The organism is Gemmatimonadota bacterium, assembly GCA_041390105.1.
Lineage (GTDB): Bacteria > Gemmatimonadota > Gemmatimonadetes > Longimicrobiales > Gaopeijiaceae > JAGQIF01.
The window spans coordinates 1,952,665-1,975,325 of the sequence record JAWKQO010000001.1 but is presented as its reverse complement, the minus strand read 5'-3'; the positions used below and the strand labels follow the sequence as shown (position 1 = coordinate 1,975,325).

Below are 22,661 nucleotides of genomic sequence, written 5' to 3'. Positions count from 1 at the left end.
GTGGGATCGGCCGGTCAAACCAGAAACCAGCCGGCCAGGGCTCCAGCCGCGATCGCCACGCCGTACGGCAGCGCGATCGCGTCCGGGGAATCGAGAGTGAGGGGTGCGCCCTGGCCGGTGCCTTTCCAGCCGTTGAACGTGCGCAGCCCGAACGTCGAGATGATCGTGTGAAGGTTGGCAGCGGTCTCGCGCACTCGACGACGCGCCAGGATCTGCATCACCGCCATCACACCGCCGACCAGAGCCATGACCAGCAGCGCTGTGTCCAGACGAGCCGGGCCGAGAAGCGCGCCAGCTGCGGTGAGCATCTTCACATCTCCGCCGCCCAGCCCTCCGGTGAGGAAGAGCAGGAGCGACAGCGCGAAACACAGTCCGGCACCGGTGAGTCCCTGCCCCAGGGCGGCGAGCCCCAGAGGCGCACGCCACAGCAGCGCCGCCACGAGCACGCTGACGGTCAGCGCGTTCGGGATGCGACGTTCCCGTACGTCGAACCAGATGCCGCCCAAGGCGAGCACCAGGAGAAGTACGGTCGGAGCGAGGGGGAGCGTATTCATCGGCGTCGGAGATCGGGTCCGGGCCGGAGGCGAAGGTGCCTCCGGCCCGAGGTCCCGAGGCCCTAGTTGTTCTGCAGAGCCGTCGCAGCGTTGTTGAACACCGCGGAGATCTGGTCACGCAGCACGATGATGGCTGCGGTCACGCCGAGCGCGATGATGACGATCAACAGCACGTACTCGGTGAGGTCCTGACCGGACTCGTCACGCCAAAGAGCGTTGAGCAGGGCGGGCATCGAACTTCCTCCAGACACACTGATTGGGGTTTTCCTCGAGTCGGCCAGGTGCCGCTCGGGACGACGTGGCGCTCATATGGAGGACGTGTGCCAGGGGTGGGCGAGGGGTGGAGGGGGTTCCGTAACCTGCTGTGGAATGGCGACTTACATGGAAGAAGCGGGGCGGGTCTCAGCCGCGTCCACCCCCCCTTGACGTTGGGAAAGTGTGGGGCGGGCACGACGGCTGTGTGGAGAGTGCTGCGACGCTGAGCACCGCGTTTTGCACGATGCAACAGCGGAGCAGCAGCAAAACGCGGAAGGTTCGATCAGCGAAACGTGCCGAAGTCGATCACGCGCTGGAGTGTGTCGGCCGTGAAGCCGACCTGGAAGACGGGGTTGGGTTCGGGCGGTACCTGGGACTCGATGTAGCCATAGAGAGAAGACACACGCGCGTAGACCCCCGGCTGGGCGGCGCAGCGGAAGCCGAAGCTGGTGATGCCGATCTCCACCCAGCGCGCGCCGTCCTCGACGAGGAAGGGACCGCCGCTGTCTCCCTGACACGATCCGGTGCCCAAGGTCGGCGCGCCGCAGATCATTCCATCCGTCAGGTTCTGGACGACCTGGCTGCACTGCTGAGTCGAGATGACCGGAAGCGGTGCGACCTGGAGGACCTCGGACACGGACCCCGTGGGCAGGGTGAGACCCCATCCGATGATGGTCCCGACCACGCCTGCCGCGGAGAGGGTGGGATCGGATCCGTCGTCGGGCCAGATCCGCCGCACCATGAAGGGCCGGTCCAACTCCAGCAGGGCCAGATCGGAGTCGAACGTGGCGTTCTGGCCATAGGCGGGGAAGATGCGCAGGCGGCTCACCCCCGCGACCGTCCCACCACTATGATAGATGGTGCTCCCCACGCGCACGGTGACGTCCGGAGCCGTGAGGCCGTCCACGCAGTGTGCGGCCGTCATGACCCAGCGTGCAGCGATCAGCGTCCCGCCGCAGAGGGCGGTCGTCCCGCCCCCGAGATCCATCCTGAGCGATACCTGGAACGGATAGGTCTCGATCGTGGTGTCGGTCCCCCCGATGATGCGAGCCTGTTGGAGGGGCACGGCCGGGGCCGGTCCGGTGAACGTGGGTGTCCAGCCCAGGGTCATCTCCAGCACCACCGTATGCGACATGGACTCGTCCAGGCCGGTGAAGGCATAGGCGCCTGTGGTGTCCGTCACGGCCGAGGGCTCTCCAGCGTCGCGCTCGGAGTCTCCGTCCCGATCCAGAAAGACGGTCCGACCGGCCGATCCCGGCTCTCCGCTGTCGCGGACGCCGTCGCCGTCCAGATCGTGCCAGACCGTCCCGCGCAACGTGGCGGCGCCGGTGCCGGGGGCCGTGTTCACGGTGATGCCTGTGCTCGCCGTGTCCGCCGCACCGCGGGCGTCCGTCACCACCAGACGCGCCGTGTACTGGCCGGGTGTGCCGTAGGTGTGGGTGGTCGTGGCCCCCGTGCCGGTACCTCCATCCCCGAACGTCCAGGCGTAGCCCGCCAACGTTCCGTCCGGATCCGCGGAGGCGGTCGCGTCGAAGCTCACCGGCAGCGGGGCGTCCCCGCTGGTGGGGGTGGCCGAAAAACGCGCCACCGGCGGTTGGTTGGCCGCGGGCGCCGGGGGGGCGGTGGACCCGCCGTCCCCGCAGGCGGCCACCAGGGCCAGGAGGAAGGGGATGGGGCTCCAGAGCTTCGTCATGCGTTCTGCTACCGCTCGCCCAACGAAAGGGTTACCCCTAGGAGGAGATTCGCGGGGCCAAGGTGCTCCGCCCCGGACCGGCCGGGCAAGCACCTGTGGCCCCATCCCTGGAGGTTCGACGATGAAGCGACGCACGCGCTGGCTGCCTCTCGTGATGCTGACGATCGCTTGCGGCGGCGGTGACCAACCCGCCCCAGCCGGGGACGCCATGGGGGATGACCCCGACATCGCGCCCACGGCCGCTGCCGCGGCGGCTCCGGCCGCCCTGTCGGTGCGGCTCGATCGGGCGGACGCCAACCGAGCCGACTATCACGTGAGCACCATCCCGGGAGGGTGGGAGATCCAGACCGGACCGCATGGCATCGCCTGGGATCCCTCGCAGGTCGTTTCCGGTGACTTCACGCTGTCCGCTACGCTCACCGAGGTCGGCGCGCCTCCAGGGCACCGCGAGGGCCTCGGCCTTTTCTTCGGTGGAAGTGACCTGGAGGGTCCCTCCCAGCGCTATAGCTACTTCCTGGTCCGCGCCGACGGTCGCTATCTGATCAAGCGGCGTCTCGGCGAGGAGACCCCCAACGTCACGGATGGGTGGATCGAGGAGTCCGCTGTCCACTCCGCGACCGGCGCGGGCGACGTGACGAACGCCCTGTCGGTGGTACGGGTCGGCGACCTCGTGCACTTCGCCGTGAATGGAACCCAGGTCGCGACGCTTCCGACGTCCGAGGTGGACGTGGACGGCATCGTCGGTGTGCGAGTTTCCCACAACCTGCAGGTGCGGGTCGAGGACTGGACGGTGTCGCGTTGAAGTCCAGCCGAGGTCCGCGACGGAGCCTGGCGCTCGTCGCCGGCGTTCTGCTGCTGGGGGGGTGCCAGACGCTGCGGGAGATCGCGGCCCTGGAGCGCGTCGACTTCAGCCTGGATCGGGCCGAGCACGTGCGACTGGCCGGTCTGGAGCTGGACCGTGTGCGCTCGATCGCCGACGTGAGCGGATTCGACATCGCCCGGGTGGGAGCCTCGATCGCGGCGGGGAGCCTTCCGTTGGAGCTGGACCTGGTGGTGGGCGCGCTGAACCCGGAGGAGAACCCAACCCAGGCGCGCCTGGTGCGCATGGAGTGGACGTTGTTGCTGGAGGATCGCGAGACCGTCAGCGGCGTCTTCGACCAGGCCACCGTGCTTCCCCCGGGGGTTCGCACCGCGGTGCCGATTCATGTCGGTCTCGACCTGGTGGACTTCTTCGAGGGCAGCGCCCGGGATCTGGTCGAATTGGCGCTGTCTCTGAGTGGTCAGGGCGGCGCACCCAAGAACGTGAAGCTGCGCGCGCTGCCCATCATCGACACGGCCTTGGGTCCCATCCGCTATCCGACGCCCATCACCATTCTGAGCGAGAACGTGGGCGGATAGCAACCGCGGCCGCGCCGGCCAGACGGCGTGGCTGACTCCCCTCGCCACGTCCGAGGTGCTCGTGGCGGCGGCTCGAGCGCCTAGATCTCGATCTCCAGACTGGAATGGCGCAGGAACGAATAGCGAAACCGGCCCGGATGCTCTCCCTGGTAGTCCCGTACCCGCTCACGCACGTTCTCCATGTGGGTCGCGCGGGCGGGGATGTGCAGAGCAGTGGGGCTGGAGCTGAACCAGAGCCGGAAGGGACGGTCCACCTCGGGATTGTCGCTGCGCTCGTGGTCCTTTCCCACGCGTGAGCGCAGGAACACGTCGATCACCGCCAGGTCGGGGTTGTGGTGGGCGCCGTCCCCGCAGAAGAGATAGTGGTCCGCGGTGATGCGCTTGGCGAAGACCTCGCTCACGTTGTGTTCAGAGCCGTGGTGCTGGACCTTGAGCACGTCCACATGAAGGCCCCCTCCCGGCTCGATCACTCCGGTGCGCTCGAGTCCCTTCAGCACGTCGCTGCCGTGGCCGTCGCCGGTGAGGAGCGCGGTCCGGCCCTCCTCCTCCACCAACAGGAGAATCGAGGCCAGATTGGGGACCGTGACCTTGCCGCGGTTTCCCAGCTCGGTGGCGGCGAGCCGTAGCTGAGCTCGCGCCGCGGCCAGGCCGGTTCCCGCCAGATCGCGCTCGTCCGCGTCGGCGGCCTCGCGGATCTCCCTCAGCACCTTGGCGTTGGCGTCCAGCCAGGCGTCCCATTCGCTGCGCAGCGCCGCCAGGTCCTCCTCGAACGGCCCCAGAATGCGCACGGAGGCGCTGCCCAGAGGGACGGGGTCCTGGTCGTCGCGCGCAAACAGGAGGCGCCCCTGGCTGGGCGGATTCAACGGGATGCCGAGCTGCGCGGCCCCGACGCGACGCGACAGTTGGATGGCCTGCTTCTGACTGAAGGCCAGATCCGTGCGCGAAGTGCCGAGCACTTGCTGGCCGGGATCGGGATGGTAGACGAGCAGCCGCGCCATGGCGGCGTACAGGTCGGCGATGGGTCCGGCGTTGTCTCCCACCTGTTCATGGAAGGCGTTGTGCCAGATCTCGCCGATGTCCGGGGGCTCGGGAGACTCAGGTTGTGGATGCGTGGCGTGTCCGTGGTCCAGGTGGTGCCGGTGGACCACCCAGGCCACGTGGTCGTCCATCATCCGCAGGATGCCGGAGATGTGATCTCCGTCGATGTGCGAGACGCAGACGACGTCGAGGTGTTCGCCCGCCCGACGCATCTGGCCGAGGAACGGCGCGGCATGAGCGCGGAACGAATGAGACATGCCGCCGTCCACCAGAAGGGTGCGACCGTCCCGGCTCGTCACCAACAGACAATCCCCCTCGGCCGCGTGGAACACCCGGATCTTCATGGCGTCACGTCCTCCCGCTCCTGGAGGGCGCGGGCCTCGCGCAAACAGGCGTCCGGGTTGAGCCGCCCGAAGCCCGCGTCGTTCTGCCAGCGGTAGTCGTGGCCCGGAAGCGGCGTCGCGGTGCGACGCATGATGCCGTGGATCTGGGCGGCGGTCAGGTCCGGGGCCACCGCCAGCATCAGGCCCGCCACGCCGCATACGAAGGGACTGGCCATGCTGGTGCCGGTCATGGCCACCCACTCCTGATCCGGCTCGAATCCACGTGCGGCCACGATGTCCGTTCCGGGGGCCGCGACATCGGGCTTGGCGCGCCCATCGCGCGTGGGTCCCTGGCTGGACGTCGGATTGATGCGGCTCGACGCCTCATCCAGGTTGGCCACGGACAGAACCCGTTGGCCGCAGGCCAGCGAGCTCACGGTGGAGTCGTCCACGTAGGAGCCCTCCGAGAAGAAGGAGGGGAAGCGCCATGCCTCTTTCTCGCCCACCGGCCCCAGGCGTCGCGGGTCATCCCGCTCGATCCAGGCGTGAAAGCTCCCGTCGTGGATCTCTTCTCCCTCGAGACGCACCATCCACTCGCCGGACGAGATCCCCACGACTCCGTCGGCCGACAGCAAGGGGCTCAGGTAGAGCGCGATGTAGTTCTCGCCGTTGGCGTGGTGATACACCTCGTTGTAGATGCTGACGTAGCTCCCGTCGGGTAGCTGGTGGTTCTCGATGTACTGCCCTGGCTGCACCGGCCCCAACCAGTCGCCGCCGGGCGGCCTGAGCGATACCGAGAGCCGGTCCTGCGCGGGGTGCCAGATCTCCATCTCGTTCTCCGACAGATCGGCGATACCGTTCCCCACCACCTGCCATCCCAGGTCCCGGGTGAGCCCCGCCGCCGGTATCCGGCCGCTCGCGTGCACACGCCCCATGACGAAGCCCACGTCGCCGTCGTAGAGCGCGCTCTCTTGACCGGCATTACCGGCCGCCACCGCGATCGCCCGCCCGCGCTGCGTGAGCGCGGAGTCGATCCAGCGGCTGATGGCGGAGCTGGCGTCGTGCGCGTGTCCGTTGGTCCCCAGGCTGATGTTGATGGAGATGGGTACCCGGCCCAACTCCAGTGAGAGCGCCAGCAGATACTCGATGGCCTCGGCGATGCGCGTGGAGTCGTAGAACGACCGGCGGCGATCCAGATCCTCGTCCGTGAGCGCCACCAGCACCCCGGCCAGCATGGCCTTGCGGCAGATGCCGCGGTTCCCGGCGGCAATGGACGCCACGTGGGTGCCGTGGGACGCCGCGATCATCTGCGACTGCCGCTCGATCTCCTGCGGCGGGACACCCAGCGAAGGCGAGGCGCGCAGCGCCTCGTTCAGGTCCTCCTTGCGGAACTCGGCGCCGTAGTCGAACCCCCGGCCGCCGTTGCGCGCGGCAGGGCTGGGTCTGGCGTTCCCCCCTTGGTCCCAGATCCGCACCCAACGTGTGTCCTCGCCGTCCAGGAAATCCGCATGCGCGAAGTCGAAGCCTTGAACGTCGATGATCCCGATCAGCACCCCCTCGCCCTCGTGGTGCTGGGCCGCGTCTCCGAAGCGCCGGACCGCCGGGTCCGGTGCGACCGGCGAGCCGGATGCGATGGCGGGAGTGGGCGCTTGCAGTGTCTCCCCCGGTTCCACGTACTGGACTTCCGCCGAACCCACCAACGACGCGAGGTCGTCGAGGCGTCGGGTCGCCGTCCGCAGGGTGCCGGTGCCGGCGCGGAAGTCACCGGAGGTCCGGCCGGACCACACCGCAGCATCGTCCGACAGGGTGACGAAGAGATTCACCTCGACGTCCGAGGGCACCTTCTTCAGCTTGTGCTTCTTGAGTGGGCGGGGAAGCGTCTCGGGCGCGGGCAGCGGGGTCGCGCACGCCCCCCGGAGCAGCGGCGGCACGGCACCCTCCGCCTCCCCCCGGACCCGCAAGCAGGCGGCGTGCTCCGCCCGGAGGGTGTTCACCTCCGAGCTGCCGTTGCGGATCATGCGAAGACGGGGGTGGATCTTGATCTCGGCGCTGCCGAGTCGCTTGGGGTCGGATCGCGAGGGCATGGGCACGTTCCGGTCGAAGTCGCTTCGCCTTTTGCACGATACCGCCTCGGTCCGCTGCGCGCATGCGCCGCGTGGCGCGGGCCCCGCGACCTACGGCCGCTGGCTTCTCGCACCGTGGACCTGCCCGCCGATCGGCGCGAGACTAGGGGCTGTCGCAGGCGCTTCCCTGGAAGCCGCCCCCCTGAGCCGCGCGCCTTGGGATCCCATGACACGCATTCCGGTCCTGGACGGACACAACGACACGCTCACCCAGATCCGCAACGCTCCGGCGGAGGCACGCCGCACGTTTCTCGTACGCAGCGAGCTGGGCCACGTCGATCTAGCGCGGGCGCAGGAGGGAGGCCTGGCGGGCGGCTTTTTCGCCATCTTCACGCCGTCGCCGGGGCGCGAGCGTGTGCGCAGGCCCCGCATGGACGCGGAGGGGCGCGCGGTGCCGGGCGCCTGGGTGGTGGAGCCAGCGCGTCGCGTGAGTCGACGCAGCGCGCTGACCTACACGCTGGCGGTGCTGTCCGATCTGTTCCGCCTGGAGCGGGATGCGGCGGGCAGCGTGGCGGTGGTGCGGTCCGTGTCGGAGCTGGAGCGCTGTCTGGAAAACGGCACCCTGGCCGTGATCGCCCACGTGGAAGGCGCCGAGGCGATCGATACCCGCATGGAGGCGCTGGACGTGCTGCACGCGGCCGGCCTCCGCTCTCTCGGCCCCGTGTGGAGCCGTCCCAACGCGTTCGGCACCGGAGTGCCCTTCGACTTCCCGGGCTCACCGGACATCGGACCTGGCCTCAGCGCGGCGGGCCGGCGCCTGATCAAGGCATGCGCACGGCTGGGCGTGCTGGTCGACCTGTCCCATCTCAACGAGCGTGGATTCTGGGACGTGTCACGCTTGCACGACGCGCCTTTGGTCGCCACCCATTCGGCCGTACACGCATTGTGCCCCTCCCCCCGCAACCTGACGGACGCTCAGCTCGACGCCATCGGAGCCAGCGGGGGGCTGGTGGGCATCAACTTCCACACAGGGTTTCTGCGCGCCGATGGCGATGCGGAGCAACCCACGTCGCTGCAGGAGATCGTGCGCCATGCCCGCTATGTGGCCGATCGCATCGGCCTCGAGCATGTGGCGCTGGGCTCGGACTTCGACGGAGCGGTGATGCCCGTGGACCTGCAGGACGTGACGGGCCTGCCCCGCCTCCTGCAGGCCTTCCGTGACGCGGGCTTCCACCAATCGGACCTCGAAGGCATCGCTCATCGCAACTGGGTGCGTGTACTGCGGCAGATCTGGGGCGACGCGTGACGCCGGACGAGGTCCTGCGCTCGGTGTTCGGCTACGAGACCTTCCGTCCCGGGCAACGCCAGATCATCGATGCGGTGGTCGAGGGTCACGACTGCATCGCGGTGATGCCCACCGGCGCGGGCAAGTCGCTGACGTTCCAGGTGCCTGCCAAGATTCTTCGGGGCACGGTGTTGGTGATCTCGCCTCTCATCTCCTTGATGAAGGACCAGGTCGACGCGCTCGAGTCCCTGGGCTTCCGCGCCACCGCCATCAACTCCACGCTGGACTTCGAAGAGCGCAATCGGCGGTTGGCCGCGCTCAAGTCGGGAGCATACGAGTTGGTGTACCTGGCGCCGGAGGCGCTGACGCGGTTCCTGCGACGCGAGATGAGGGGCTGGCCCCTCTCGTTGATCGTTGTGGACGAAGCGCACTGCATCTCTCAGTGGGGGCACGATTTCCGTCCCGCGTACCGGAGCCTGCAGGGCCTGAAGGAGGAACTGCAGGGGATTCCGGTGCTGGCGCTGACTGCAACGGCCACTCGCCCGGTGGCTCGCGACATCCTCCGGCAACTGGGCATGGTCAAGCCCAGGGGCTACAAGGGCTCGTTCTTCCGGCGCAACCTCCGCGTCTACGTGCGCCGCAAAGGAGAAGGCGACACGCGGGCGGAGATCCTGGGGCTCGTGCGCGCGCGGCAGGGCGAGCGGGGCATCGTGTATTGCCTATCGCGCAAGGCAGTGGAGCAGACGGCCGCATTCCTGGAGAAGAAGGGCGTGCGGGCGGTGCCCTACCACGCGGGTCTCTCAGACGAGGAGCGGACTCGCCATCAGGACGCCTTCGCCAGGGACGATGTAGACGTCGTCGTGGCGACCATCGCCTTCGGCATGGGCATCGACAAGTCGAACGTACGATTCGTCATCCATCGAGACATGCCCAAGGACGTGGAGTCCTGGTATCAGGAGATCGGCCGGGCGGGACGGGACGGGCTACCCAGCGACTGCTTCCTCTTCTACTCCTGGGCGGACGTGAAGCTGCACGAGCGCTTCCTGGACGGAATCGAAGATCCTGAGCAGTACCATGCCAAGCTGCAGGCCACCCGGGGACTGTATCGCTTGCTCGAGCAGGGCGGCTGCCGTCATCGGGCCATCCTCGCCTACTTCGCTGAGGAGCTGGACGGATGTGGCGATGCCTGTGACGTCTGCACCGGTGTGACGGTGGAGTCGCTCGCAGCGGAGGGAATGACCGCCTCGTCGAAGCGGTCCGGCGAGCGGCCCCGACGCGACGCGAGCGCGACCGGCACCGGAGACGACCGCGCCTTCGACCACCTGCGCGACGTCCGTAAGCGGGTCGCCGACCGACAGAACGTTCCGGCCTACATCGTATTCAACGACAAGACCCTGCGGGCCCTCGTGGAGCAGATGCCCCGCACGGCGGACGAGATGCTGGAGGTGCCCGGGGTGGGACCAGCCAAGTTGGAGCGCTACGGACAGGTGTTCCTGGATGCGTTGGAGGAGCTGCGCGCGGAGATGAGCCCATGAACGGTCCCGTCCGACGTCGAGGCCAGGGCGCCGCAGCCCTGCTGGTGGCACTGACCGCGTGTGCGGGTGGAGATGGCCCCGCCGATGAAGCGGCGATCGCGGCGGCGGACGCCGCCTACGCCGCGGCCTGGCTTGCCAACGACTCGGTGGCGGTCATGGCCACGCTCACGCCGGACGCGGTGATCGTCCCTTCCGGTCGCTCGGCTCTCGCGACGCCCGCCGCCATCCGTGGCTTCTGGTGGCCGGAAGGCGGCGCCGCAACCGCGGTGCGGCGGTTCGACCTTCGACAGGAAGAGGTCGGGGGCAGCGGGAACCTGGGGTTCGCGCGCGGCTCCTTCACGTTGGCCTTCGACTACGATGGCCAGTCCTATGAGAGCGGGGGCGAGTACGTTTCTCTGCTGCGCAAAGGCCCCGACGGCCGCTGGCGCATCTCCCATCGTTGGTGGAGCGACCGACCCCGCTGATCCGATCAGCCCGCGTCGCGGCGCAACGCCGTGATCGCAGCCAGGTGATGGTCGTCGTGCTCCGCGACGAAGAAGCAGAGGTCGGGAATCGACATGGGTTGTCGCAGGCGGGGGTGGAGCGCAGTACGCGTGAGGTCCGCGGGGTGTAGCGCTTCCAACTCGACCACCCACGTGAGGCGTGCGTCGCGGAAGTCGCCGAGCAGTGACGAAAGCGGTCGTCGGTTGTGGTTCGCATCCCAGGTGGCGCGGTTCTGGAGATCTGCCTCCCGCAGCACGTCGACGCCCGCGAGCAGCTCCCGGAAACGGGCGTGCCACAGGCGCTCCAGGTCCAGCAGGTGTCCGGCCTGCTCCTGGATCGACCAGGCGTCTCCCGGCCGTTGAACCAACGTCTTGGCCGAGAGCCCTCCCATCCGCTCGCCGAGGCGGCCAGGCGTGCCTCGCAGGCGTTCGATCAGCTCCGGAAGCACGTCCGGCGCGAGTCCCAGCGCGAAGCGGCGGTCGAACCACTGTCGGCGAGTCATCACACCCACCCTGCGCCGCGGGGAAGCTCGAGAGCCTCGGCACCGAGGAATCTCCGAAGCTCGTCCAACGCGTCGGCCACCCCGCGGGCGAAGCGCGTGTCCCTCTTGAAGCTCGGCTCCAGGTGCAGGGACCGGACCTCGAGCACGCCGCGGTCGCGATGCAGCTTGGGATCCAGTCGTCCCACCAGACGGCCGTCGTGGAGGATCGGGAGCGCGTAGTACCCGAACTCGCGCTTGGCCGCCGGCACGTAGATCTCGACCCGGTAGCGAAACCCCAGGAGCTCCTCCGCGCGCTTGCGCTGCCAGAGCAGGGAATCGAACGGAGTGAGCAGGGTGGTGCCCTCAGGTTCGGGCAGCTCGCTCAACGCATCCAGATGCTCGCTGAGCATGTACCACGGTGTGCGCTCGCTTCCCACCTTGACCGGCGTTACCCGGCCGGAGCGTAGCGCTCGCTCCAGGACCCGTTTTCGTTCGGCGGCGCTGGCGGCGTGCGCGGTCCAGTAGCCGACCAGATGGCGTTCCGGGGCGACGCCATTGCCGGAGAGGCCGATCAGGAGCCAGCTGTCCTCCGCATCGCGCGCGCGCGCGGCCTTCGCGTCCGGGTAGACGCGCTCGGCCAGATCGTAGACACAGCGAAAGTGTCGCCGGTCGTGCACCGCCAGCTTCCCTTCGTGCCAGAGCAGCTTCAGGGAGCGCCCATCTTCCTTGGTGAGCGGGTAGCTACCGCCCGGGCGCCCGTCCGCGAACTCATCGGGACCCAGCTCGAAGTCTCCCGCCTCCAGCGGGCCCTCCTCCCGGATGCGCTTCAGGACCCGTCGCCGGGAAGCCGTCGAGGTGGCGTAGGTCGACCACCACGAACGCCGCGTCCATGATTCCGGCGGGAAGTCCCGCATGCGCCGGAGACCCAGGGGCAGGTGGGAGATGGGGAGGAGGGACGCCTCGTGACCCCAGTACTCGTAGGCGCGTCGCTCGCGGTAGATCCAACGGTCCAGCTTGGAGCGGGCGAAGGCGCCGAAGCGACTCCAGAGCGTCAGGTAGTGGGCTCGTTCCACCACGTTGATCGAGTCCAGTTGGAGTGCGCCCGTTCTCTCCAGGTGGTCTGTGAAGCTGCCTGCGGTGAGGGGCAGCTCGCCCCGGGGGCGCGCCAGCCCCTGGCGGGCCAGCCAGAAGCGCACGGCTTCGGTCTCGGTAAGGTGCACCATGAAAGGAACATAGCACGGCCCTTGCCGGGAGGCGGACCGGCCACGGCCGGGCTGGGTCGAGGGAATCCCGATGATGGCTTGCCTCCCGGTTTCACGCCTTCGATGGTGAAGCCCGCGCGCATCTCCAGGAGAGCACCATGACCGACCGATGGCAGGAGGTCGAAGCGCTGTTCCACAGCGCTTTGGAGCAACGCCCTCAAGAGCGGCGTCGTTGGCTCGAGGAGGCGTGCCCGGACGTCGAGGTGCGGAGCGAGGTGGAGGCGCTGCTCGCGTCCGAGGAAGCGGCCGGCGGGGGGACGTTCATCGACGGTGCCGTCCGCGTTGCCGCTGGGGCCCTGGAACAGGAAGAGGGCTCCTCCCGGGCCGGACAGCGGTTCGGCGCCTGGCGCCTGATCGAGGAGATCGGGCGCGGTGGGATGGGTACGGTCTGGTTGGCGGAGCGGGCCGACGACGCCTACAGCGCACGGGCGGCCCTCAAGTTCGTGCGGGGGGCGGTGCTCACGCCGGAGTTGGAGCGTCGCTTCCGGGCCGAGCGTCAGATCCTCGCCGACCTGCAGCATCCCAACATCGCGCGTCTGCTCGACGGCGGCGTGGGTCCCGACGGAGTGCCGTTCCTGGCCATGGAGTACGTCGAGGGTGCTCCCTTCGACGAATACATCGCCGCCAAGGGGGCCAGCCTCGAGGAGCGGCTGCGATTGTTCCTCACCGTCTGCGATGCCGTGCAGCACGCGCATGCGGCACTGGTCGTGCACCGAGATCTGAAGCCGTCCAACATCCTGGTGGACGGGAGTGGGACGCCCAAGCTGGTGGATTTCGGCATCGCCAAGCTCCTGGGGGAAGCGGGCGACGACGAGGTGACCCACGCCGTACCGCTGACCCCCGCCTACGCCAGTCCGGAGCAGGTTCGGGGCGAGCGTGTCACCGTGGCCAGCGACGTGTTTTCCCTCGGCGTGGTGCTGTACGAGCTACTCTCTGGAGTGCAGCCCTTCCGCAGTCGCGGCGACACCGCGCGCGACGTCCAAAGTCGCATTCTGGACCAGGAGCCGGCTCCTCCCAGTACGGCGGCCGCGCGCACCGGCGAGGTCGGCACGTTCGTGCCTCCCCAACGGTTGAGCGGCGACTTGGACCGCATCGTGATGATGACCCTCCGCAAAGAGCCGGAGCGGCGCTACGCGACCGTCGGGCACCTGGCCGACGACATCCGTCGTCATCTGGAGGGGCGGCCGATCGCGGCCCGCCCGGCCACGGTGGGGTATCGGCTGCACAAGTTCGTCTCGCGTAACCGCGCGGCCGTGGTCGCCAGCGTGGCGGCCCTGCTGTTCGTCACCGGGTTGATCGCATTCTACACGCTGCGGCTGGCCCGCGAGCGCGACGTGGCCCAGCAGGAGCGCGCCACCGCCGAACAGACGGTCGCGTTCCTGGCGCGCATGTTCGACCAGGCGGGACCCGGCAACGCGTTGGGCGACAGCGTCACGGTGCGGGCGGCGCTCGACCGCGGGCGCGTGCGCCTGGGCAACGAGCTGGAGGAGCAACCGCTGGTTCGGGCGCGGCTGCTCAACGCCATCGGTCGGACCTACCTCAGCCTGGGGGCGTTCGCCACAGCGGACTCGTTGCTGATGGAGGCGCTGGACCTGCAGGAGCCGAAGGACGGGGTGACGGCGAGCGCGGCGACCGCCGATGTCCTGGACAACCTCGCGCTGCTCGAGGCGCGACGCGACGGCTACGATGCGGGCATCGCCTATGGGGAGCGCGCGGTCGCGATCCGGGAGCAAGCGGGGGACCCACTCCTGCTCGCGAAGTCCCTCGTGAATCTGGCCTACCTGTTGAGCAGCACCTCCGCCGACAGTGCCGTGGCGTTGCTGGACCGGGCGCTGGCGCTGCAGGAACCCACGTTGGGCCTCGAATCCACGGAGTTGGCGGATACCCGCTATGCTCAGGCGGTGGCGCTTCTGAGGGGCGGACGCTACCCCGAGGGCATTGCGGCCATGCGTCGGGTCCAGGCTGTGCGCGAAGCGCGATTGCCGCCGAACCACCCCGACCGCAGCTCGGTCCTGAACGCCCTGGCGATCGCCTACGGTCAGAGTGGGGAGCCGGACTCGGCCCTGGTGCTCTTCGAGCAGGCGTTGCAGGGACAGTTGGCGGTGTTCGGTCCCGAGCACCCGGAAGTGGCCTTGGGACTGGCGAATCTGGCCACGGCCATCCAGAGCAAGCTGGGAGTGGACACCGCCGTAGCGCTGCTGAACCGGGCGCTGGAGATCCGGACCGGCGTGTTCGGGGAGTGGTCGGCCGACGTTGGCAATACGCTGATGACGATCGGTAACGCCTACAACACCAGCGGAGAAACGGAACGCGCCATCCCGTACTACGAGCAGGCTATCGCCATCTACGACTCGGTTCTGCCGCCCGGGCACCGTGCGATGGCGTTCCCCCTGTACAACCTCGGAGTCACGCTGAATGATCTCGACCGTTTCGCGGAGGCCCGGCCCTACCTGGAGCGGGCAGTGGAGATCGCCGAGCGTGTGTTGGGTCCCGATCACCCGAGCACCGCGATCGACCTGCAGGCGCTCGGCGTGGCCGTGCGCGCGCTCGGGGACACCACCGAAGCGGTTCGTCTCTTCGAGGACTCCATCGAGCGCTTCGGGCGCGGGGCCCCCGAGCATCCCTGGGTGGCCTATCCCGTGGAGAGCCTGATCGCGACACGGAGGCGGCGGGGCGAGTTCGAAGACGTGGAGCGCCTATCCCGGAGCCACTGGAGCGCCATCGAGCGAATCTACGCCTCCGACCCCGGTGGTCTCGCGAATGCCCTGGAGACGCGCGCGGAGGCGGTGCGCGCGTTGGGCCGTAGCGTGGAAGCCGATTCGCTGCAGGCGCGGGCGCGCGCACTGCGGACAGGGAGCTGATGCGGACGGATCAGCGAGGCGTCAGCGACGTCCTGCCCTGCGCGTCTTGCAGGAACGCCTCGACAACGGCCCAGGTGGCCGCAACATCTCCGTGGGCACGGTCCGCCACCAGCATCGACGATCCGTGGGCGCCCGGGTCCGCCACGAATGTGCGGTGGCCCATCGCCTCCAACCGGTCAAGTTGCTCGCGCACCGAGGGAATCTCGGCCTCCGATCGGGGGCGCAGCGCCAGCAGCGGCAGGTCCAGGTTCTCGGCCCAGGGTTCGGGTCGGCATCCCTCCATGGGCTCCCCGGTGGCCGGCGAGAAAGCCAATACCGCAGCGACGTCGTCGGTGCGGCGGGCGGCCAGCTGAATCACCAGCGCCGCGCTGTAGCTACTTCCCCAGAGAATCGCGCGCCGCTCGGGCTCGACACGGCGGGCGTGCTCCAATGCGACCTCGAGGTCGGGGAGTGCCTCGCAGTAGCCGGGCTCTTCGGCGTACGCTGCCGCGGTGCGGTTGCGCCCTCCGAACAACTCTCCACCGGAGCGTTGATCCACCACCAAGAGGTTGTACCCAAGGGCTCGCAGCCGGGGCAACAGGGGGGCATACTCCGCTGGCCCGCTCGCTCCCCCTTGATGGAACAGGAGGATGAACGGGCGGCCCCGCGTGGCCTCGCTGCGCAGCTCCCAGACGTGGACCGGGGCCCCGGAGCCGGGCGCGAGGATGCGCTCCACAGCGACTTCCTGTGCCAGCAGCGACGACGCGGGGGCCGTCACGGCCAGGAGTAGGCTGCCGAGAAGAAACGAGCTGCGGCGCATGGGCGAGTCCTGTGAGGTGTGCTGTCCCATACGTCGGACAAGCCGCTCGGCTACCGGGTCGCGGGGATGCGCTGGGTCACCTCGCCTTGCTCGTCCAGGAACTCGATGCGTGCCTGGCCGTCCTCGCCCACCGCGAGACGCAGCCGGGGGCGGCCCTGCGGATCTTCCAGAGTGAGAAGCGCCGTTCGGTCGGCGCTCCCCAGAAACACACGGTGGGCACCGAGCTCACCGGAGGCGGCTCTGGCCTGCAGGGCGGCCTGAGCCTGAGACCGCTCCGCTTCGCTGCCCAGGCGGGCCTGCTGGAGCAGGTCCACGAGATCCATGAGGGGAACCTCGGTCGAGCGATCCCACACGTTGAGACCCGCGCGCCGGGAGGTCCCGTCATCGACGTACTGCATGGCCACAACCTGATCCTGCCGGAACTGATCGAACGAGAAATGTCCGCCCGCGGCGTAGCCGTCGCTCGTCTCGCTCCCGTGGAACGTGAGACCCCCCACCTCGTCCCCACGCTCGTTGAAGAAGATCATTCCTGCCGCACTGGTGCGCCCGGCGGAGAGCTCGCGCGGAAGCTCGCGACCATCCATGCGCGGCCCGGGGAGGTTGCCGAACCCGGCCAGCACCAGTGCCGGCAACCCGTCTGGGTTGAGCACATTGAGGCGCTCCACGTCGAGCGTCTCGAAGCGCCCCGCCTCGCTCCTGCGAAAGCCCGTGGTGGCGAACAGCACCAGCACCACCGTGCTCAGGAGAGCGTAGGCCTTGAGCCAACGCACATCACGCTCGATCGAGGAGGACATCGTGCATCTCCCGTCCGAAGGAAGCGGGTGCTGCCTGCACCCGCGGCTATTCGTAGAGGTCGTCCAGGGCCGTGGAGGCCAACTCGACCAGGAACGCGGCGATGCGCGTGCAGGCCGCGGCCAGGAACGCGCGCCCGCTGTCGGCGGTCGCGGCGTGGGGGTCCCCGACTCCGGTGTCGTCCGTCACGGCGCGCCAATCCCGGGGCGCCCAGGCCCACCCTTCGTTGAAGCCGGTGACCTTGAAACGGCGCGACGCACCCGTGCCCCAGCGCCCCTTGGGCAACACCAGGTCGGGGCGGAGGGCCAGCATCACGGAGGTCTCCAGCTCGCCCGCGTGGTCTCCGGGCTCATCGAAGAATCCACGGGCGTCGACGGCTCGCCACCAATCGAAGGTGCAGAGAAACACGTCGGAGTCGAGCTGCGCCTCGCGGATGAGGGGCTTGAAATCGTTCCCTCCGTGGCCGTTGCAGATCGCCAACCGGGGAATCTCCGCTGCTTCCAGGCTGCGCAGCACGTCGAACAGGAGTTGCAGCTGCGTCGAGGGAGAGACGTGCAGGGTCGGCCCCAGGCCGAGCTGCGTCGAGTTCACGCCGAACGGCACCGCGGGGAGCACCACCACGCGCGCTCCTCCGTCCCAGGCCAAGCGCGCCGCCTCGGCGGCGACGCCTTCCGCTTCCATGGTGTCCGTCCCGAAGGGCAGGTGCAGGTTGTGCGGCTCCGTGGCTCCCCAGGGCAGCACGGCGAGGTCGTAGCGCGTCTCCCGTACCAGCTCCCAGGTGCTCTCGCTCAGGAGCCAGGGGCGCTGCAGGGCGCTCACCGCGCCCCCTCCGGTCGCGGGGGGTCGCTGACTCACTCGGGTTGCCTCGCCGGGCCGCGCTCCGTCACCAACTCGTAGTGTTGGGAGCGGGCATCGAAGCGCGCCAGTACGGCCCGCGCGGACACCGGAACGTACGCAGTCTCGTGGTCCTCGCCCGCGAATCGCTTGACCGCGTCCCACGAGTCGAACGCCATCTCGGTGATGAACTCGATCTCGCCCTCCGAGGGGCGTCGCAACAGTCGGATTCCCCGGTATCCGTCCACGCCCTTGGCCTCGATGCCAGGGAAGATCTCTTCCAGCAGGAGTCGCTGGTAGCGATCCGCGTTGGCCGGCGTGGTCCAGCCGTGCCAGATGCGCACGATCATGCGGTTGCTCCGGTATGCAGAAGGGGCGACCATGCAAGCCTATCTCCAGCCCCGGGGGCGAGCAACGCATGGCGGCACTCGAGCGGGTCGATCACCTGGTGGTGGCAGCGCCGGACCTCGAGCAGGGCGTGGCCTGGGTGGAAGCGCGCCTCGGTGCGCGCTTGCTGCCGGGGGGGCGCCATCCGGCCTGGGGAACCCGCAACGCGGTCCTGCCCATCGGCCCCTCGACCTATCTCGAGGTGATCGCACCCGATCCGGAGCGCTCGGACCCCGACCTGCCCTCGCTCTTCGGCATCGACCGTCTGCGGGAACCCGGCCTGGTGGCGTGGGCTGCCCAAGGCAGCGACATCGAGCAGACCGTGTCACACCTGCGCGAGCGGGGCGTACGGCTGGGGGAGCCACGTGCGGGGGGGCGGGTGCGTCCCGATGGGTCGCGTCTGTCCTGGGTGCTCACCGATCCCGCCGCCCTGGATCCGGACGCGCTGCTGCCCTTCCTCATCGACTGGGGAGAAAGCGAGCACCCCGCGGCATTCTGGGATGGCCAGGTACGACTCATGTTGCTGTGTGCCGAGCACCCTGATCCTCCGTCGCTGCTGAGCAAGCTCGCTGCGCTGGGATTGGACATGCCGGTGTCGCGGGCACCTTACGCCAGCCTCGTGGCCCGACTACGCTGCCCGGCCGGCGAGATCGAGCTGCGCAGGCCCGCAGACACAGGAGAGTGACGGGTGGGAGACTACGAGACGGCCGCGGACTTCTACGACCTGCTCTATGCAGGGGAGAAGGACTACGCTGCTGAGGCCGCGTGGCTGGCGGAGTGCATCCGTGAACGCCAGCCGGCGGCCCGTTCTCTCCTCGACGTCGCCTGCGGCACCGGCGAGCACGCGAAGCACCTGGCCGCAATGGGGTTCCGGGTGGACGGCGTGGATCTGGAACCGGCCTTCGTGGCTCGGGCCGCCGCGAAGCTCCCGGCCGGGCGCTTCCAGGTCGCCGACATGGAGCATCTCGATCTGGACGAACGCTACGACGTCGTAACCTGCCTCTTCTCATCGATCGGATATGCGTGCACCGTGGAGCGGCTCAACCGCACGGTGGCGGCGTTGGCTCGGCACCTGGCCCCTGCCGGGGTGCTCATCGTCGACCCCTGGTTCGAGCCAGGCCAGCTCACGCATGGGTTCGTGATGACCGTACTGGGTGCGGACGAACAGGCCAAAGTGTGCAGGATGAGCCGCACCGTGGTCGACGGGCGACTCTCCGTGCTGGAGTTCGAATACCTGATCGGACGAGCCGGTGGGATCGAACGCGCCAGCGAACGGCATACGCTGGGGCTGTTCACCGAGGCGGAGATGGGTTCGGCGTTCGCAGCTGCCGGGCTGCGGGTGGAGCGTCTGCCCGAAGCGCTGCGCACGCGGGGCATCTATGTGGGGCGTCCCGCCGACTGAAGGTCCGCGAGCGGGGCCGCCGACCGGAGAGGCCCCCGGGGCGGCGCGCGGAGTTCTCCCGACAGCCGGTGGGCGCGGGTCCGCTCAGGTTGCGAGGGAGCGATCGGGGGACGGGTGAACATGCGCTCGGGCACGCTGAGGATTCTGGGCGGGATCGGAGCCCTCGCGGGGGCGGTCGCCGCCACGCTGGTGGGCGGCGCCTTGGTGTGGGAACGGCGGACCCATGCCCGCGTCGCGGCGCTGCTCGCCCGCATCGAGGATCCCGGTCTCTCCGACATCGATCCGGTCACCGTGCCGGAGCCGGTGGCCCGCTATCTCGAGCACGCGCTCTCTCCGGGCGCCGGCACGATCACCTGGGCCCGCCTCTCCCAGCGGGGCCAGTTCCGGGCCTCGGTCGAGCCCGAGCGCTGGGCGCCGTTCAGCGCGGTGCAGGTGTTCCGCGCCGAGCCACCCGGGTTCGTCTGGGATGCGGCGATCCGGATGACGCCGGTCGTCCCGGTCCGTGTGCGGGACGCCTACGGAGAAGGACACGCCGAGATGCGCGCGAAGCTCGGTGGGCTGTTCACCGTGGTCGACGCGGCGGACGAACCCGCGCTCCTGCGCAGCGCGCTCATCCGTTTCCTCGCCGAGTCGGTGTGGATTCCCACGCGCCTACGTCCGGGCCCGCATCTGCAGTGGCGCGCCGAGGCTGCCGACACCGCTGTGGCGACGCTCACGGATGGCGACGTCTCGGTGTCGCTCCGCTTCCGCTTCGATGCGCAGGGGGACGTGGTCGAGATCTTCTCCGCCGATCGTCCCCGTGAGGTGGACGGCGGCTACGTGGAGCAGCCCTGGATCGTGCGCTTGAGCGAGCACGAGTGGGTGGACGGGTTCAGGATTCCCCGACGTGGTGAGGTGGCCTGGCTTCCGCCCACCGGCGAGGAACCGTATTGGCGTGGGCGCGTCGAGTCCCTGCACTTCGAGACCGTGCCCAGCTGGCGGCCACATGCCACTCTGGAGTCAACTCCGTGAGAATCGCACTGGCGTTGTTGCTGATCGTGCACGGCGTCGCGCATGGCGTCGGATTCGCGGTCCCCTGGGGGCTGCTTCCGTCCGACGAGCCCGTCGACACCACGTTGCTGGGCGGACGGCTCGACCTGGGTGAGGCCGGGTCGCGCGCCTACGGTGTGCTATGGTTGGCGGTCGGGGTTCTGTTCGCCGCGGTGGGGCTCCAGGCCCTGTTCGGCAGGGGGGCCTGGCCGACCTGGTCGGTGGGCCTGGCGCTGCTCTCCGGCGTGATGTGCCTGCTCTCGCTACCCGTCACGCTGGTCGGGCTGTTGGCCAACGCCGCCGTGTTGGTGGCGGTGTGGGTCTGGAAGAACAACGGCTACTGACGTCGTCCTGCAACGCCCCGACCTCCCTCAGAGCGGTCGCGGAAGGGACTACGCTCCGTCGCCTCCTTCCGTGCCGGACAGGTCCGTGCGCGGCCCTTCGGGATGCGAATAGACAACCTCTCCATTGAAGACGGTGAGATGGCACGTCATGTCCTTCAAGTCGGCCGTGGGCACGGCGAGGGGATCCCGGTCCCATACGGCCAGGTCCGCGTACTTGCCCACTTCGATCGAGCCGATGACATCCTCCATGAACATCTGGCGTGCGGCCCAGATCGTGAACGAGCGCAGGGCAGTGAGCACGTCGACCGACTCGGAGGTCCCATAGGGGTGCGCCCCGTAGACGCCCAGGAGCGGCTCGCGCGCCACGGACGCCCAGATGCCGTAGCGTGCGGGGAAAGGCGTGACCGAGTAGTCGGACCCGCCGGCCCAGCGGATCCCGCGCTGCAGGTAGGTGCGAAACGGATTCAGGCGTAGGGACCTCTCTGGCCCGAAGTTGCCTGCGTAGGTATCCCCGATCCACCACATGAAGCTCGCCGAGGGTTCAGGGTAGGCAGCATCGAAGCGGGACTGCAGGTCGGCCATCACGTCCAAGGCGTGATCGGTGGGGATGTTGGCGTGGATGATCCCGTGGCGCAGCCCGGCGATCGGGTTCGCGTCAAGGGCTTGCTGGTAGCTGTCCACCGTCCAGTCGATGCCGCGGTCTCCGATGGAATGGACACTCACATGGAGTCCGGCATCGTGGAACAGGCGAATCTGCCTGCGGATCAGCTCGGGATCGCGGGTGGGATACCCGCGATTGCCACGGTCCACCTCCGTGCTCTCGCGATTCCAATCGTCGTATAGCCACGCAGTGCGCGCGCCGCCACTCCCGTCGATGTAGAGCTTGACGCCGCCGGAGATCAGGTGGTCGTCCGGCCGTGATTCGTAGGGGCGGGTGCTCGGTCCGATGCGTTCGATCAGGGCTCGGGTTTCCTCGATCGTCCCGGGCGCTCGCCAGAGCCCGAATACGCGCACCGTCAGGTTTCCCTCCTCCAGTACCTGCCGATAGGCTGCCCAGGCGTCCTCCGAGACACCGGGGTCCTTGAGCCCGGTCATACCCTCGGCATTGAACGCATCCGCCAGGGCGGCCATGCCCTGGCGCACCTGGGCGGCGTCGAATTCGGGAATGAGGCGGCGCACCAACCCCTGGGCCGACTCCTTGAGCACCCCCGTGGGTCGTCCGCTCACGTCCCGATCGATGGTTCCGCCGGGTGGGTCCGGCGAGCCGGCCGTGACGCCAGCCAACTCCAGCGCCCGGTGGTTGGCCGTGCCGTAGTGTCCCATCGTCTGGGTGATCCACACGGGGTGATCGGGCGCGGCGCGGTCGAGATCGGCCGCGGTGGGAAGGCGCAGCTCCTTGAGCTTGCCCTCGTCCCAGCCGCGCCCCTGGATCCAGGTGCCGGACGGTAGCCGCTCGGCCTGCGCCGCCACCGCGGCCACGATGTCCTCGACGCTTCCCACTGTGGGATAGCTCAGGTCGAGGACGAACATCCGGTCCACCGCGCCCCCGTTGAAGTGGGCATGCGCGTCGAGGAGTCCGGGAGTGACTGCCCGGCCGTCGAGCTCGACACGAACCGTCTGGGGTCCGGCCAGGGCGGCGACCTCGTCGTTCGTGCCCACCGCTACGATGCGCTCTCCGCGCACCGCGACCGCCTCGACGATGCGGTCGCTCGCGTCCACCGTGATGACCCGGCCTCCGAGGAGGATGAGGTCGGCGGGTGGGTCCCTGTCCTGCGAGCACGCCTGTGCCGCGAGGAGGGCGAGTGCCAACAGGGCCGGTCCACAGCGCAGGGTCCCTGACACG

The 22,661-nt window shown here is 69.0% G+C and carries 22 protein-coding genes; 10 read left to right on the top strand and 12 right to left on the bottom strand.

The annotated features are described in order from the left end of the window. Positions 1–14 precede the first annotated feature (14 nt). The 3 genes from R3E10_08690 to R3E10_08680 form a co-directional block, all read right to left on the bottom strand. Complete coding sequence (locus R3E10_08690; GenBank protein ID MEZ4415820.1) at positions 15–554, bottom strand: prepilin peptidase; 540 nt, start codon at positions 552–554, stop codon at positions 15–17. A 62-nt stretch (positions 555–616) separates the two neighbouring features. Beyond that, positions 617–787, bottom strand: a complete 171-nt coding sequence (locus R3E10_08685) for a Flp family type IVb pilin (GenBank protein ID MEZ4415819.1) — start codon at positions 785–787, stop codon at positions 617–619. Between the two features lie 305 nt (positions 788–1,092). Further along, complete coding sequence (locus R3E10_08680) at positions 1,093–2,502, bottom strand: trypsin-like serine protease (protein ID MEZ4415818.1); 1,410 nt, start codon at positions 2,500–2,502, stop codon at positions 1,093–1,095. Between the two features lie 121 nt (positions 2,503–2,623). On the opposite strand from R3E10_08680, the gene R3E10_08675 reads away from it, so the two are divergent. Together R3E10_08675 and R3E10_08670 are read left to right on the top strand one after the other, a co-directional pair. Continuing rightward, entirely contained in the window at positions 2,624–3,304 is a 681-nt protein-coding gene (locus R3E10_08675) for a hypothetical protein (GenBank protein MEZ4415817.1), read from the top strand. After that, positions 3,301–3,900 carry a hypothetical protein gene (locus R3E10_08670; protein ID MEZ4415816.1) on the top strand — a complete coding sequence of 200 codons (600 nt, stop codon included), beginning with the start codon at positions 3,301–3,303 and terminating at the stop codon, positions 3,898–3,900. The genes R3E10_08675 and R3E10_08670 overlap by 4 nt, the downstream gene beginning before the upstream one ends. 80 nt (positions 3,901–3,980) lie before the next feature. On the opposite strand, the gene R3E10_08665 is transcribed toward R3E10_08670, so the two are convergent. Next, positions 3,981–5,282, bottom strand: a complete 1,302-nt coding sequence (locus R3E10_08665; GenBank protein MEZ4415815.1) for an MBL fold metallo-hydrolase — start codon at positions 5,280–5,282, stop codon at positions 3,981–3,983. Beyond that, the gene (locus R3E10_08660) at positions 5,279–7,345 is read right to left on the bottom strand and encodes a S8 family serine peptidase (GenBank protein MEZ4415814.1); all 2,067 of its coding nucleotides are present in this window, start codon (positions 7,343–7,345) and stop codon (positions 5,279–5,281) included. Before R3E10_08660 ends, R3E10_08665 begins: the two co-directional genes overlap by 4 nt. 205 nt (positions 7,346–7,550) lie before the next feature. Here R3E10_08660 and R3E10_08655 point away from each other — a divergent pair, with 205 nt between their 5' ends. Genes R3E10_08655 through R3E10_08645 form a run of 3 tightly spaced genes read left to right on the top strand, consistent with a single transcriptional unit; the run spans position 7,551 to position 10,608 of the window. Next, positions 7,551–8,630, top strand: coding sequence for a dipeptidase (locus R3E10_08655; GenBank protein MEZ4415813.1), 1,080 nt, complete (start codon positions 7,551–7,553; stop codon positions 8,628–8,630). After that, positions 8,627–10,144, top strand: coding sequence for an ATP-dependent DNA helicase RecQ (locus tag R3E10_08650; GenBank protein ID MEZ4415812.1), 1,518 nt, complete (start codon positions 8,627–8,629; stop codon positions 10,142–10,144). The genes R3E10_08655 and R3E10_08650 overlap by 4 nt, the downstream gene beginning before the upstream one ends. Beyond that, positions 10,141–10,608: a DUF4440 domain-containing protein gene (locus R3E10_08645; GenBank protein ID MEZ4415811.1), complete on the top strand. Its 468-nt coding sequence runs from the start codon at positions 10,141–10,143 to the stop codon at positions 10,606–10,608. Before R3E10_08650 ends, R3E10_08645 begins: the two co-directional genes overlap by 4 nt. Before the next feature lie 5 nt (positions 10,609–10,613). Here R3E10_08645 and R3E10_08640 read toward each other — a convergent pair whose 3' ends face one another. Together R3E10_08640 and R3E10_08635 are read right to left on the bottom strand one after the other, a co-directional pair. Then, positions 10,614–11,129: a DinB family protein gene (locus R3E10_08640; GenBank protein ID MEZ4415810.1), complete on the bottom strand. Its 516-nt coding sequence runs from the start codon at positions 11,127–11,129 to the stop codon at positions 10,614–10,616. Further along, complete coding sequence (locus tag R3E10_08635; protein ID MEZ4415809.1) at positions 11,129–12,331, bottom strand: crosslink repair DNA glycosylase YcaQ family protein; 1,203 nt, start codon at positions 12,329–12,331, stop codon at positions 11,129–11,131. Before R3E10_08635 ends, R3E10_08640 begins: the two co-directional genes overlap by 1 nt. Positions 12,332–12,468: 137 nt before the next feature. Between R3E10_08635 and R3E10_08630 the strand changes: the two genes are divergently transcribed. Beyond that, on the top strand, positions 12,469–15,231 hold the full coding sequence (locus R3E10_08630; GenBank protein ID MEZ4415808.1) for a serine/threonine-protein kinase: 2,763 nt from the start codon (positions 12,469–12,471) through the stop codon (positions 15,229–15,231). Between the two features lie 10 nt (positions 15,232–15,241). Here R3E10_08630 and R3E10_08625 read toward each other — a convergent pair whose 3' ends face one another. Genes R3E10_08625 through R3E10_08610 form a run of 4 tightly spaced genes read right to left on the bottom strand, consistent with a single transcriptional unit; the run spans position 15,242 to position 18,006 of the window. Beyond that, positions 15,242–16,030 carry an alpha/beta hydrolase gene (locus R3E10_08625; protein MEZ4415807.1) on the bottom strand — a complete coding sequence of 263 codons (789 nt, stop codon included), beginning with the start codon at positions 16,028–16,030 and terminating at the stop codon, positions 15,242–15,244. Positions 16,031–16,080: 50 nt separating this feature from the next. Then, on the bottom strand, positions 16,081–16,824 hold the full coding sequence (locus R3E10_08620; protein MEZ4415806.1) for a hypothetical protein: 744 nt from the start codon (positions 16,822–16,824) through the stop codon (positions 16,081–16,083). A 46-nt stretch (positions 16,825–16,870) separates the two neighbouring features. Then, the gene (locus tag R3E10_08615; GenBank protein ID MEZ4415805.1) at positions 16,871–17,641 is read right to left on the bottom strand and encodes a creatininase family protein; all 771 of its coding nucleotides are present in this window, start codon (positions 17,639–17,641) and stop codon (positions 16,871–16,873) included. Between the two features lie 32 nt (positions 17,642–17,673). Then, a complete protein-coding gene (locus tag R3E10_08610; GenBank protein ID MEZ4415804.1) occupies positions 17,674–18,006 on the bottom strand; it encodes an antibiotic biosynthesis monooxygenase in 333 nt (110 codons plus the stop codon). Positions 18,007–18,074: 68 nt separating this feature from the next. Between R3E10_08610 and R3E10_08605 the strand changes: the two genes are divergently transcribed. The 4 genes from R3E10_08605 (at position 18,075) to R3E10_08590 (ending at position 20,818) form a co-directional block, all read left to right on the top strand. Beyond that, positions 18,075–18,728, top strand: a complete 654-nt coding sequence (locus R3E10_08605; GenBank protein MEZ4415803.1) for a VOC family protein — start codon at positions 18,075–18,077, stop codon at positions 18,726–18,728. Positions 18,729–18,731: 3 nt separating this feature from the next. Continuing rightward, entirely contained in the window at positions 18,732–19,445 is a 714-nt protein-coding gene (locus R3E10_08600; protein MEZ4415802.1) for a class I SAM-dependent methyltransferase, read from the top strand. 120 nt (positions 19,446–19,565) lie between these two features. Further along, a complete protein-coding gene (locus R3E10_08595) occupies positions 19,566–20,456 on the top strand; it encodes a DUF6544 family protein (protein ID MEZ4415801.1) in 891 nt (296 codons plus the stop codon). Beyond that, entirely contained in the window at positions 20,453–20,818 is a 366-nt protein-coding gene (locus R3E10_08590) for a hypothetical protein (GenBank protein ID MEZ4415800.1), read from the top strand. The genes R3E10_08595 and R3E10_08590 overlap by 4 nt, the downstream gene beginning before the upstream one ends. Before the next feature lie 48 nt (positions 20,819–20,866). Here the strand turns inward: R3E10_08590 and R3E10_08585 are convergent, their stop codons facing one another. Further along, on the bottom strand, positions 20,867–22,660 hold the full coding sequence (locus R3E10_08585; protein ID MEZ4415799.1) for an amidohydrolase: 1,794 nt from the start codon (positions 22,658–22,660) through the stop codon (positions 20,867–20,869). Position 22,661: the final 1 nt, after the last annotated feature.

What these genes read in the sequence shown, in the direction of transcription:
- R3E10_08690 (MEZ4415820.1), bottom strand. Translation starts at nt 554, where the DNA reads ATGAATACGCTCCCCCTCGCTCCGACCGTACTTCTCCTGGTGCTCGCC.
- R3E10_08685 (MEZ4415819.1), bottom strand. Translation starts at nt 787, where the DNA reads ATGCCCGCCCTGCTCAACGCTCTTTGGCGTGACGAGTCCGGTCAGGAC.
- R3E10_08680 (MEZ4415818.1), bottom strand. Translation starts at nt 2,502, where the DNA reads ATGACGAAGCTCTGGAGCCCCATCCCCTTCCTCCTGGCCCTGGTGGCC.
- R3E10_08675 (MEZ4415817.1), top strand. Translation starts at nt 2,624, where the DNA reads ATGAAGCGACGCACGCGCTGGCTGCCTCTCGTGATGCTGACGATCGCT.
- R3E10_08665 (MEZ4415815.1), bottom strand. Translation starts at nt 5,282, where the DNA reads ATGAAGATCCGGGTGTTCCACGCGGCCGAGGGGGATTGTCTGTTGGTG.
- R3E10_08660 (MEZ4415814.1), bottom strand. Translation starts at nt 7,345, where the DNA reads ATGCCCTCGCGATCCGACCCCAAGCGACTCGGCAGCGCCGAGATCAAG.
- R3E10_08655 (MEZ4415813.1), top strand. Translation starts at nt 7,551, where the DNA reads ATGACACGCATTCCGGTCCTGGACGGACACAACGACACGCTCACCCAG.
- R3E10_08645 (MEZ4415811.1), top strand. Translation starts at nt 10,141, where the DNA reads ATGAACGGTCCCGTCCGACGTCGAGGCCAGGGCGCCGCAGCCCTGCTG.
- R3E10_08640 (MEZ4415810.1), bottom strand. Translation starts at nt 11,129, where the DNA reads ATGACTCGCCGACAGTGGTTCGACCGCCGCTTCGCGCTGGGACTCGCG.
- R3E10_08635 (MEZ4415809.1), bottom strand. Translation starts at nt 12,331, where the DNA reads ATGGTGCACCTTACCGAGACCGAAGCCGTGCGCTTCTGGCTGGCCCGC.
- R3E10_08630 (MEZ4415808.1), top strand. Translation starts at nt 12,469, where the DNA reads ATGACCGACCGATGGCAGGAGGTCGAAGCGCTGTTCCACAGCGCTTTG.
- R3E10_08625 (MEZ4415807.1), bottom strand. Translation starts at nt 16,030, where the DNA reads ATGCGCCGCAGCTCGTTTCTTCTCGGCAGCCTACTCCTGGCCGTGACG.
- R3E10_08620 (MEZ4415806.1), bottom strand. Translation starts at nt 16,824, where the DNA reads ATGTCCTCCTCGATCGAGCGTGATGTGCGTTGGCTCAAGGCCTACGCT.
- R3E10_08610 (MEZ4415804.1), bottom strand. Translation starts at nt 18,006, where the DNA reads ATGATCGTGCGCATCTGGCACGGCTGGACCACGCCGGCCAACGCGGAT.
- R3E10_08605 (MEZ4415803.1), top strand. Translation starts at nt 18,075, where the DNA reads ATGGCGGCACTCGAGCGGGTCGATCACCTGGTGGTGGCAGCGCCGGAC.
- R3E10_08595 (MEZ4415801.1), top strand. Translation starts at nt 19,566, where the DNA reads ATGCGCTCGGGCACGCTGAGGATTCTGGGCGGGATCGGAGCCCTCGCG.